Here is a 10,596-nt window from a genome sequence, read left to right as displayed (position 1 = left end):
CAGACGGCATTAGCACTTAAGATAATGTAAAAGTAGAGTAGATAAGGATTTAACTATCATGACAGATGTCACCTTGACGACCCCAATATTAGTTCTTGTTGCTGGCTTTATTGCCGCAGTTACGATCGGCTCGATCGCCTGGTATAACTCCAAGCGTCCCCCCGGTTGGGAATCCAAAGAACGCCCTGATTTTGTACCGAAAGTTGATAAAGACGATTTGATTGCTGATGTTTCTGACTCCAAAGGTAAATAAAACAAAGTTTCTTTAGAGGAATAAAAGCAGGACTTGTCCATTAATGAGAAAACTCGGTCATTGCGAGTTTGTCATTGCCAGCCGGAGCGCGGCAATTTCAATGGTTCACTTTTCCATTTTTGGCGCAAGTCCTAGAAATTTCAAATCCCAATAATCTAAAATCTACAATCAGGTGCGTCCCTAAGCACTTTACATATACAGGCATAAGGCTAAAAAGTAGTTTTAGACGATACATATAGCGTAAGGTGCGCCCAGTGCACCTACAGATTCTGCGTCCTCGACTGATATAGAATAGAATTTCTGCGTAAGTCTTGTGAATATTATGTAGGGGCAATTCTGAAAAAGCCCCTACAAATCGGCGATACCACGCAAGTTCTGCTTGCTTATTTTTGCAGCGGATTGAGTTTCGTAACCGAGCTTTCCTTGGCATCTTCAGCGCTATCTTTCAGGAAAGCAGAAGCATCCTTAACGGCGGCGCCTACTCTCTCTAAAATATTGGCATCGGGTTCGCTTTGTGCGTCTGGCGCTTCTAACAGAGTTTTATCTCCGCCGAGTTCGAGGTCGAACTTGTCAGTTTCCATCGGTGCAGAACCCGGATAAAGCAGCTTTGAGGAATTAGATTCAGCGGTAGTCGAGGCCAGGAGACGATCGCCCACGATCGACAAATCAGCCCGATTCTTTTCTGCTTTAGCAGGCAATTGATTGACTTTAGGGTCAGTAGACATTTGATAATTCGTGTATCCATCACCGCCAGCCTTGTGAGGGTTATTCATTCCTCCAGCTTGAACGGGAGGATTGTCAGGCCGAGCACCTCGAACATCGCCCGCATTGCAAGCTGTGCTGGTAAATAGCAGCACACCTGCCATAAATACAGTCAAAAATTGACCGATACGCAGTCTTTTAAAAAAAGCAGTTACAGTGTTCACAAAACTTTTCCGATTTTTTACTACCACTTGTTAAGAGTAAAAGTAAACTCCCCATGCCTGCCTCTAACGGCGGTGATATTTTGATGCGGGTTGCTATCGACTTTTTTATAACTTTAGAGGGATTTCATAAACTGCGGAGATTTTTCCAAAGCAAAGCATAATGGTAGGGTGCGCCAGTTCCAATAGTTACTGGAATTGAAGAGCTTTTTTGTTTATGACACACCCTACAAGCTCTTAATTAGGGAATTGTTCGACTTTCGCTTCAGCTTGCAAAGTCAGCAAACCAGCTTCCACATTTAGCTGCTGAATTCGCAGGGACATTCCCTCAATTTCAAAATTTCGCAAGTTTAAAACTTCACCAGCTTTGTCCGCCAAAGCTTCAGTTAACTCCGGCGAAAATTCCTTGTTTTCGGGATACTCGACATCCTCAAGAGAAATTGCCCAACCGCCCTCTGCGATCTGAGGTTTTGCTGTAAAATAAATTTTTTCAGTTGAGGCAGTTTCCCGCACCAATACCTCAGCATTTAAAGCGATTTTTTCTGTTAGCAATTGGCACTCAATAGTTTTAACGTCGATTGTCCGCAGTTGTCCGTCAACAGTAACTTTTAAGTTTTTCAGTTTCCTGCTGATGTATTCGGAATTAAAAGCGCGGTTGATATCGCTTTCTGTTAAAACTGCGCGCGCCCCACCGAAGGCAGGCCCGTTAAGTTCAATTTTGCCAAACATAGCGGTCAGGGGATTGACAGCAATATCCTTGACGTGAATTTGCAATTCTTCCACGCGCAAATCTTGTTGCATTACCAATCCTTTGCCCTCAACGGCAACGGCCTCTACTTCTCCCTGGGCTAGCTGGACAGGATCGGCGTTAACTGTGACAGATAAAGTTTCGGATTCGTCTAATTTGCTAGCAATAGCAATCTCGGCCACTTTGTCGATCGCCTGTTCCCCTAAACTTCTATTTTGTTGAAGCACGCTCAGAATTCCTAATAATATTGTTTAAAAATAGTAGTTAATACTTAATTGAGTTAGCGTCTTCCTCTCGGCAGGTTTCTCGTCTTAAAAAAACTCAGCCAAAGACAGAGGGTTTCCCAAAAATTACTAAAATTAGTAAGCTGCTCTTCGGCGCACTCTACATTGACTTCGTGGCGAAGCGGGGAAAAATCAAAAACTCGGATTTTTGCCAAAAGTCTTTTCTAGAAGTTCGATCGCCCGCTACAATTAAGTTAAGAGCCGGCACCGCCATTTGCAATGAATCCAGAATCAACTCTCGCCAGACTACAAGCTACACTTCCCGACGGAAAACTTCCTTCTAGCTACGGGGTATACTTCAAAAACACCCTAGTAGCCCTATGTCACGCCCTAGAAGACCACATTTTGCAAACCAGTGGCGGGGAAAAGAACGAACTCCAACCCTTAGTTTTGGTAACGTTTCAGCAGGGAAAATGGTATTTACAGGAAGCCGATCGCTACCTAGATATTGCTAATGCCTCTCGGCGCGTTGTCATCGGTGCAGTAGCCGACAGCGGTTTCGCTACCCACAAAACCGGGCAATTAGAAAATGTATCTTTAATAAATCTCGATGAAAACGACCCCATCATCGAAGAATGGAATTTAATCATCCTCGCCCCGACATACAAAGCAATGGTGCTTTGTCGCGAACTTTCAGCCCAGGAATACTTGCCCGAGGGCAAGCCAGAAGTAGATACAGAACGAAAGTTTTACGGTTTGTGGTCGTTTGACCAATCTTTGGTGTCGGCGGCAGCAGAAATTTTTATAGAACAGACGCGACATTACAACTCTCCCCTGGCCGACAGTTTGCTGGAAATGTACCACGAAATCCTGGCTACCGTTGGCCCGCCCTTGGCAGACATTAGTGGCGTGGTATCGCGGATAGTCACTTACCTGCAAAGTTCTCAGCAGCAAATGGTAGCAATTAACCGCCAAACCCGCGAGTTGTGGGAATTGGAAGGTCAAGCTTTGCGCGTCAGCCGCAATTTGAACGCTAACAAACTTCAAGCTTTTCTGCGGATGGCCCAGCGCGTGGACGAACGCGATACCTCAAATCCTACAGCGTCTTTGCAGGTGGCGGCTTTGTCGGAAACTTTGGGTCAACTCCTGGATTTGCCGGCTTTGCAGTTGCGGAGGCTGCGGCTGGCTGGATTGGTGTTTCGAGTCGGCTTAATTTCTGCCCCGAATGAGGTGTTCGATCGCACTCCCGATGCTTTCGACCAAGCAACTTTATCATTTTGGCGCGATCGCAGTTTCATTGGTTCCCAACTGCTGCAAGCAATGCCGGAACTAGCACCTGTGGCGGAAATTGTCAAGCACCAACTCGAATATTGGGACGGCAGCGGCAGGCCAGAGGGTTTGCGAGCCGAAACCATACCCGTTGCTTCGCGGATTTTGGGGTTGGTCGCTGATTTTCAAGAATTGACTCAACCGCGTGGCGATCGTCCGGCTTTAAGTTTGAGCGAAGCTTTGGAAGAGTGTCGGGAACTGTCGGGCACTCGCTTCGATCCGGCTTTGGTGGAAACTCTCGGCAACGTCGTCAGGCTGGCAGAAATGGGTTTGATGGAGTTACCAACTCGCCCTAGCCAACTGCCTAACGTGTGGTTGGAGGATTTGGGCGATCGAACGACCGCGACCGCTCCGGCATTATAAAATAACTGGACTGTTGACTGTTGACTGTTAACTGTTGACTGTTAACTGTTAATTGTTAACCAACAACTGATAACCAACAACTGACAACTGACTAATGACTAATGACCTCGAAGCCATACGCAAAGGCAAAATTTTGATGTTGGCCGGCACTGATTTAGCCGGCAAAGACTTAGCCGGAGCGGATCTCGCCGGTGCTAACTTGTCTCAAGCCAACTTGAGTGGAGCTAATCTCGCCGGCGCTAACTTGCAGCGGGCCGTATTGCGAGCCAACCTCCGTGGCGCTGACTTGAGCGGCGCCAACCTGCGAGGCGCAGATTTTCGCAATGCCGATTTGCGGGGAGCTTCCTTCGCTAACGCTTTAGTCCGCGACGCAAGTTTTGGGGGTGCTTTTTTGACGGGGGCATCCATCGGCAATTTGGATTTGAGCGGTGTCGATTTGCGGGGCGCCGATTTGCGGGGCGCTGCTTTGGCTCGGGCAATTTTGCACTCCGCCGATTTGAGCCATGCCAATTTGTCCGGCGCTGATTTGTCAGGAGCTGACTTGGAAGAAGCGATCCTGAATGGAGCCGTACTGCGCGGCGCTAACCTGACGGGGGCTAATTTGCTTTGCGCCATGATCGAACAAACCGTTTGGGATGGAGCGTTGCTCGATCGCGCCTGTCTCCAAGGCACCCCCCTGAGCCTTTAAATTTCAACAATGTTGTTTTGAAGACAGACAAAAAACAATATCTGCTTATGAGGTGAATAAGCACAAGCTATTTTTACATTTCTTAATATGAGGTTATAATGGCGACTGTAGATGAGCAAACGAATAAATGGTAGCAGCTTTGTTTAGCGGTACATCCTTTCAAGGTCAAAGTGGCGATCGCCTTGTTAGTAAAGTAGCAGGAGCTGCGATCGCAGCCTTATTCAAGCGTTCTGAAAAGGCCGAGGCCAACATCCGAGTCGAACCAGTAGCCAAACTCTTGCAGGGAAGCATCGACGGTTTCGACTTCGTTGGCAAAGGTATGTTGATGTACAACGGCCTTCGCATAGAAGTGATGGAACTCTACCTGCAAGCACTCTCCATTGATTTTGGAGCGATTTTTGCAGGTCAAGTGAAATTGCGGCAGCCTACCCAGGCAAATATGCGAGTAGTCTTAAGTCGATCGGATTTAACCACCTCATTCAATACACCTTTTGTAGTTGAAAAACTCCAGAAGCTGAAGTACCAAGAGCAATCTCTGCACTTTCAAAACACTGAAGTCAGCTTCGGAACCGACAAATCAATTCGGCTTCAGTCCGAAATTACCGTAGGCGATGCCAGCGAACCGGTCAACATAGATATTACTGCTCAATTGCAAGTAGAAGACAGACGCAAAATCCAATTTGTCAGCGTTACTTACGGCGGTGACGGGCAAGCAGTAGACTTGGGTCAAGCTATAATTGCCCACGTAAATAACTTGCTAGACTTAGACAAATTTGCCTTAGAAGGCACTCAACTGCGAGTAGACCGCTGCCGAGTTCAGAACGACGAGCTGGTTTTCTACGGTTGGGCGGGTATCGAACAGTTCCCCAAAGGCAAGCGCTAAACCTCAGCCTGCTGAGGTTTACCCAGCCATCTAGTTCGGAAACAGAGCATTTTTTAGTTAGCAAACAACCCGCACCGGCGGGTTTTGCTTTAGATTTTAGATGGGAAGAAAAATCTAGGATCTTAAATCTCGCATCTAAAGTCGATCGACGCAAAATCAGCACTGAGATTGATTCGATCGGACAAATTATTTTGATACATTTAAATAATAAATTAAACCACCCTCAAGAATAAAGATGCTCGGATTTTATTTATTTTGTATCTACGTCGCAGTCTTGTCCGTGTTTGCCGGGCCGGCCCACCGCCGGTCTGAGAAATGGTGGGTAGAGATTGTCACCGATTTGCCCCACTGTACCTACTATTTTGGCCCCTTCGACACCGACAAAGAAGCTTCCAGCAATACTCCAGGCTACATCGAAGACTTGGAAAGCGAGGGAGCTAAAAGGGTTAGTATCCGCATCAAACGCTGTCAGCCTTCGCATCTTACCATTTGCGAAGAAGAAGTCTCAGAAACTGTAGCGATTTAAGGATGTTGAGTTTTGAGTTAACTCAAACCTCAACAATAATATAAACACACTCTTCTTCTAGTCCTTACCTTGCGGACTTTGTATGTCTACCAATGACTTACAGCCACCCAGCCTAAAATTCTTCTCCACCAAAATGCTGATTTTAGACAGCAGCTAGTCTCAAAAATTACCTGCGTCAAATCAGCACTGAGGAAGATCCGATCGCTCCCCTTGCGTTGATAAATTGAGAAGAGTAAAAACTACTTAAGTCTTCTCAGAGGTAAATATGTTTGAAATCTCTATGTTGGGTATGTTTTTCACGGCTTTTTGGCTGCTAGCTCAACCTGCTAGCAGCACTCGACGCGACGAATGGTGGGTAGAAGTTGATACAGATTCGCCAAAGCGTACCTATTACTTTGGGCCCTATGACAGCAGAGAGGAAGCTTCCGATAGATCGATCGGCTACATCCGAGACCTGGAGAACAAAGGAGCTAAAAAAATTAGCATCAACCTCAAACAAGGTAGCCAACCTACTCAGCTAAGAGCTAGTGAAGAGTCTTGAGAAGGTTGGAAACTGCAAATTACGGGCGAAGAAAAGTTGACTTATTAACAGGGTATTTTTCAAATGAGATCGCGCTTGTATACACTAGGGACACAACAATGCTGTGTCCCGAGGAAATAGTGAAGAAAGAATCTTATTTGCGTCCGAGAAATGCACGCTTTTTTAAAGCACCATCTGATTGAGATTACTGCGAGGGTTAAAAGTACGATTTGCTTGGATTTTCTCGTAGCATTCGCGTTCTACACTGCTAATTTCTTTCGGTGGCACGATCGCAATTTTTACTAACAAATCAGTCCGCTCGTCTTTCTTCGGTTTCGGCCATCCTTTGCCCCGCAACCGCAAAGACTGACCCGAACGAATCCCGGCTGGAAATTTCACAGTAATCATACCTTCAGGTGCCGGCACTTCAATTGAAGCTCCCAACACCGCTTCGTCGGGAGTTATCGGGACTTCGCACACCAAATTCTCTCCCTCAAACTGGAAGAAAGCGTGAGGCAACACTTCTAATTTTAGATACAAATCTCCCTGTTGCTTCGTGTACGGGTCAACTTGACCTTTGCCTTTTACCCGAATTTTACTGCCGGTTTTCACTCCTGCTGGAATCGAAACTTCGCCCGTGGCGACTCGCTTAGAAGTTCCCCGAAATGCTTCCCCCAGAGTCAGGGAAATGACGACCTCGGTGTCGAGAGAGCTTCCTGCGGTGCGGTTTTCGTACCCCGCGAAATCTTCAAATCCGCCAAAACCGGTGGGCCCGCCGCTCGTGCTGCGGTAGTTGCTGTAATTCCACTTGGCGTTGCGGGCATTACCCGGACTACTACCTGCGCGACCTAGCAAGGCATTGATAAATTCGTCAAAACTGCCGTACTCGCTGAAGTCAACCCCGCCAAAGTCTACATTCGTACTGCCCCCGCCCGGCCATCCGCCTGGAGTTGTGGCAGCTTGCTTCCAGTATTGACCGTATTGGTCGTATTTTTTGCGTTTTTCAGGGTCTGAGAGCACTTCGTAAGCTTCGTTTACTTCTTTAAAACGAGCTTCGGCTTCTTTGTTGCCGGGGTTCATGTCCGGGTGATATTTGCGGGCTAGTTTGCGGAAAGTTTTTTTAATTTCGTCAGAACTGGACGTTTTGTTGAGTCCCAAAATAGCGTAATAGTCTTTAAAATCTGTTGCAGCCATTAAGCAATCCCCTCTTTATTAGTTGTTATTTGTTAGTTGTTAGTTGTTAGAAAGAATAAATCCCAAATTAGCCGCAGGATGGCGCATTAGTATCATGCCAGGAGCCGAAGTGCCTGCGGCATCTCATTCAAATTATAGGTTATCAAAGGTTTGGACTCGATAGAGTTCGGTTGTTGCTTGGTGTTCGATCGCAATTTCCGCACTCCGCTGCTGTTTAAGATTTTATAGCATTCGGCTCTCTCGTGCTGAAGGGAGCCGGAGCAGCCGCCTCTCGAAATGCTTTTGGCATTCGACAGCAAAAACAATGCTTTCATCAATTAAGAACGTCCTTACCCTATATGCCGTTGCTATACCTGTGAGCTTTGAGACGGTGAAACTCCTGCGGCGAAAAGTTTTGGGGAGTTATGAGGCTTAGGGCTTTCGGGAGGCGGCAGCCCGGTTGAGGTGAGGCGGGGAAAGCTGCTGCTGTTGCGGGCGCGAGCCCAGGAGGGTTGACTTGCGCGGACGATCGATCTTTTTTTGCTCTTTTTTTCCGGGGCGCGGTGCGATCCAACTTCTCGATATGAGCTTGATTACCCAATCCGCATCTTAGCAGGTTTTCATCAGCAAGTTCGATCCAATCTGCTTTTTGAATTGTAACTATATAATACCTTAAATTGCGCCGTTATTCCACAAAATTTCTAGATATTTTTTATTCACCCCAGACCAGTGCTATAAAATTTTATTTTTACCACCTATGAATAGATTTAAGTCAAAGTAATATAACATAATTTCTCCGCTGTCTGTTAGCTAAATCACACATTTTTATAAAACATTAAGATAGGATAGTAGAGCGATCAGCTTTTAACGCTACGAGGGTGCTAAGATTATGAATTATTTGCTAAGTTGGCCTTGCGGCTGCTGCGACGATTGGAAAGATAGTTCCGAGAGTGCTGTGGTACTCAGAAACGGGCAGCGCATTTGTCAGTCCTGCTACCAGCGCAAATACAAGAATCAGAAGCTATTCGCCAGACGCAGGCGATCGGACATATCTGTATCACGGCAGACAGTAACAGAGACGGTCGCTTATTAATAATGCGCGAGCCTTTGAATAAAACCAAGTATTTCGACAACCTCAATCAGCGGTGAGAATTAATAATCAACAAAAAAAGAATGAATTTCGTCATCAGTCATCAGTCATCGGTCATTGGTGATCTGTCACTAATTTCATTATTTATCATCAGTCACTTGAAAATCAGGTAACAGATTTTAACTTAAAAAACTAATGACTGACGACTAATGACTAATGACTAATAACTAAATGATAGTTCCATCAGGAATCGTGGCATGTTTCAGGACTACGATAATGCCGCTGCGGATGTAAAAACCTTGGTTTTCGCGGTTGGCTTCTTCCACTCGGTCTTTATTAATTATTTGAACATTGCGGCCAATGCGGGCATTTTTATCCACAATCGCGCGGCGAATTGTAGTATCTGCACCGATACCGAGGGCGACGCCGCCGTTGTCCAAACTCGAATGCCTTTCGGCGTCGGGTTCGTAGAAGTCCGCACCCAGAACCAGGGTGTCTTGAATCGTACATCCAGCTTCAATGCGCGATCGAACTCCCAACACAGAATGGTCGATCCGGCACTGTTTGAGAATGCAGCCTTCAGCAATAATCGATTCAGTCACGTGAGTATCTAAAAGCTTAGTCGGCGGCAAGAAACGCGGGCGAGTGTAAATCGGCGCCTTTTCATCGTAGAAACTGAAAGGCGGCTGAGGCTGTTTTGTCAGAGCCAAGTTAGCCTCGTAAAAAGCCTCAATGGTTCCGATATCTTCCCAGTAATCGTCAAACAAATAAGCTTGAACGTTGTGGTCTTTTGCAGAATTCGGAATTATCTCTTTACCAAAATCAGTTTGGTTTGGAGATTCTTTCAGGAGTTTAATCAGAACTTCTCTTTTGAAGACGTAAATCCCCATCGAAGCAATGTAAGGACTTTCCTGAGCCTGCTGCGCTGTCAGTCCCAGTGTAGTAGTATCCACCTGCATTTGTTTGAGCGCATCGCCTTTTGGCTTTTCGCTGAAAGAAACAATGCGGCCGGTGTCGTCGATTTTCATCAAACCAAAATCCGATGCCCGCTTCTCGTCCATTGGCAAAACCGAGAGGGTGATATCGGCGTTGGTTTCGCGGTGTCTCTGCACAAACTTCTGGTAGTCCATGCGGTACAGGTGATCGCCGGAAAGAATCAAGTATTCGTCAACGTCCCACTGTTCTAGCAGCGAGAGATATTGGCGAACTGCGTCGGCTGTCCCTTGAAACCAGTTGGGGTTTTCCTGAGTTTGCTGGGCGGCGAGCACCTCGACAAATCCCTCGGTGAAGCCGGAAAACTGGTAGGTGCGAGAGATGTGACGGTTGAGGGATGCCGAGTTGAATTGGGTGAGGACGTAGATTTTGACTATTTCCGAGTTTATGCAGTTGCTGACAGGAATATCGATGAGGCGATATTTGCCTGCGAGGGGAACTGCGGGTTTGGCTCGCAGTTTGGTTAGGGGGTAAAGGCGGGTGCCTACACCGCCACCGAGGATGATGGCTAAGACTTTTTTCAAGGAACTTTCTCCCTAGGGTCGATTAACTCTCCAAGTACAGTGTCGGATGGTGAGGGCTTCTTGACAAGGGGGGGGAGCAAGGAAGTTTTGAGTTTTGAGTTATGAGTTGAGTCGCTTACACAGAAACCGGGTTGTTTAATCCAAATACTTCTTCAAACTCTCAATAAGAGTTAAAAAATCCGGTTTAGAAGAGTTGGAGTGTGTCCGGGGCTGGAGTTAGGAGTTTTGAGTTGTGAGTTAAAATACCCATCAATCCCTATGGATATTTAAAAAATTTTTGAGTTGTGAGTTAAAATACCTTTCAATAAATAAAGGCAGTTTAAGGAAAGAATAAGGTTCGGGGTTTTGGCTGTTAATAA

Annotated in this window: 12 protein-coding genes; 7 read left to right on the top strand and 5 right to left on the bottom strand. The window is 46.3% G+C overall.

Translation table 11 applies throughout. The features are described 5' to 3' along the window. The first annotated feature begins 58 nt into the window (after nucleotides 1-58). On the top strand, nucleotides 59-253 hold the full coding sequence (gene psb35, locus QUA43_RS25710; protein WP_333377604.1) for a photosystem II assembly protein Psb35: 195 nt from the start codon (nucleotides 59-61) through the stop codon (nucleotides 251-253). A 383-nt stretch (nucleotides 254-636) separates the two neighbouring features. On the opposite strand, the gene QUA43_RS25705 is transcribed toward psb35, so the two are convergent. Then, nucleotides 637-1,179: a DUF6658 family protein gene (locus QUA43_RS25705; RefSeq protein ID WP_333377601.1), complete on the bottom strand. Its 543-nt coding sequence runs from the start codon at nucleotides 1,177-1,179 to the stop codon at nucleotides 637-639. A gap of 234 nt (nucleotides 1,180-1,413) precedes the next feature. Beyond that, a complete protein-coding gene (locus QUA43_RS25700) occupies nucleotides 1,414-2,151 on the bottom strand; it encodes a DUF2993 domain-containing protein (RefSeq protein ID WP_333377599.1) in 738 nt (245 codons plus the stop codon). Nucleotides 2,152-2,427: 276 nt separating this feature from the next. On the opposite strand from QUA43_RS25700, the gene QUA43_RS25695 reads away from it, so the two are divergent. The 5 genes from QUA43_RS25695 (at nucleotide 2,428) to QUA43_RS25675 (ending at nucleotide 6,478) form a co-directional block, all read left to right on the top strand. Then, nucleotides 2,428-3,840 (top strand): HD domain-containing phosphohydrolase, encoded by a 1,413-nt coding sequence (locus tag QUA43_RS25695; RefSeq protein ID WP_333377596.1) that lies wholly within the window; start codon nucleotides 2,428-2,430, stop codon nucleotides 3,838-3,840. A gap of 94 nt (nucleotides 3,841-3,934) precedes the next feature. After that, nucleotides 3,935-4,528 carry a pentapeptide repeat-containing protein gene (locus QUA43_RS25690; protein WP_333377593.1) on the top strand — a complete coding sequence of 198 codons (594 nt, stop codon included), beginning with the start codon at nucleotides 3,935-3,937 and terminating at the stop codon, nucleotides 4,526-4,528. A gap of 127 nt (nucleotides 4,529-4,655) precedes the next feature. Further along, nucleotides 4,656-5,411 carry a DUF2993 domain-containing protein gene (locus QUA43_RS25685; RefSeq protein ID WP_333377590.1) on the top strand — a complete coding sequence of 252 codons (756 nt, stop codon included), beginning with the start codon at nucleotides 4,656-4,658 and terminating at the stop codon, nucleotides 5,409-5,411. Nucleotides 5,412-5,646: 235 nt separating this feature from the next. Next, the gene (locus QUA43_RS25680; protein ID WP_333377588.1) at nucleotides 5,647-5,937 is read left to right on the top strand and encodes a DUF1816 domain-containing protein; all 291 of its coding nucleotides are present in this window, start codon (nucleotides 5,647-5,649) and stop codon (nucleotides 5,935-5,937) included. 265 nt (nucleotides 5,938-6,202) lie between these two features. Then, the gene (locus QUA43_RS25675; RefSeq protein WP_333377586.1) at nucleotides 6,203-6,478 is read left to right on the top strand and encodes a DUF1816 domain-containing protein; all 276 of its coding nucleotides are present in this window, start codon (nucleotides 6,203-6,205) and stop codon (nucleotides 6,476-6,478) included. A gap of 162 nt (nucleotides 6,479-6,640) precedes the next feature. On the opposite strand, the gene QUA43_RS25670 is transcribed toward QUA43_RS25675, so the two are convergent. Then, a complete protein-coding gene (locus tag QUA43_RS25670) occupies nucleotides 6,641-7,651 on the bottom strand; it encodes a J domain-containing protein (RefSeq protein ID WP_333377583.1) in 1,011 nt (336 codons plus the stop codon). Between the two features lie 334 nt (nucleotides 7,652-7,985). Next, nucleotides 7,986-8,231: a hypothetical protein gene (locus QUA43_RS25665; protein WP_333377580.1), complete on the bottom strand. Its 246-nt coding sequence runs from the start codon at nucleotides 8,229-8,231 to the stop codon at nucleotides 7,986-7,988. Nucleotides 8,232-8,519: 288 nt separating this feature from the next. Here QUA43_RS25665 and QUA43_RS25660 point away from each other — a divergent pair, with 288 nt between their 5' ends. Then, entirely contained in the window at nucleotides 8,520-8,723 is a 204-nt protein-coding gene (locus QUA43_RS25660) for a hypothetical protein (protein WP_333198941.1), read from the top strand. A 224-nt stretch (nucleotides 8,724-8,947) separates the two neighbouring features. On the opposite strand, the gene QUA43_RS25655 is transcribed toward QUA43_RS25660, so the two are convergent. Then, nucleotides 8,948-10,237, bottom strand: a complete 1,290-nt coding sequence (locus QUA43_RS25655; protein ID WP_333377577.1) for a glucose-1-phosphate adenylyltransferase — start codon at nucleotides 10,235-10,237, stop codon at nucleotides 8,948-8,950. Nucleotides 10,238-10,596 lie beyond the last annotated feature (359 nt).

It is taken from the genome of Microcoleus sp. N9_B4 (assembly GCF_036701635.1).
Lineage (GTDB): Bacteria > Cyanobacteriota > Cyanobacteriia > Cyanobacteriales > Microcoleaceae > Microcoleus.
This window is presented reverse-complemented; position numbering and strand designations above follow the sequence as displayed.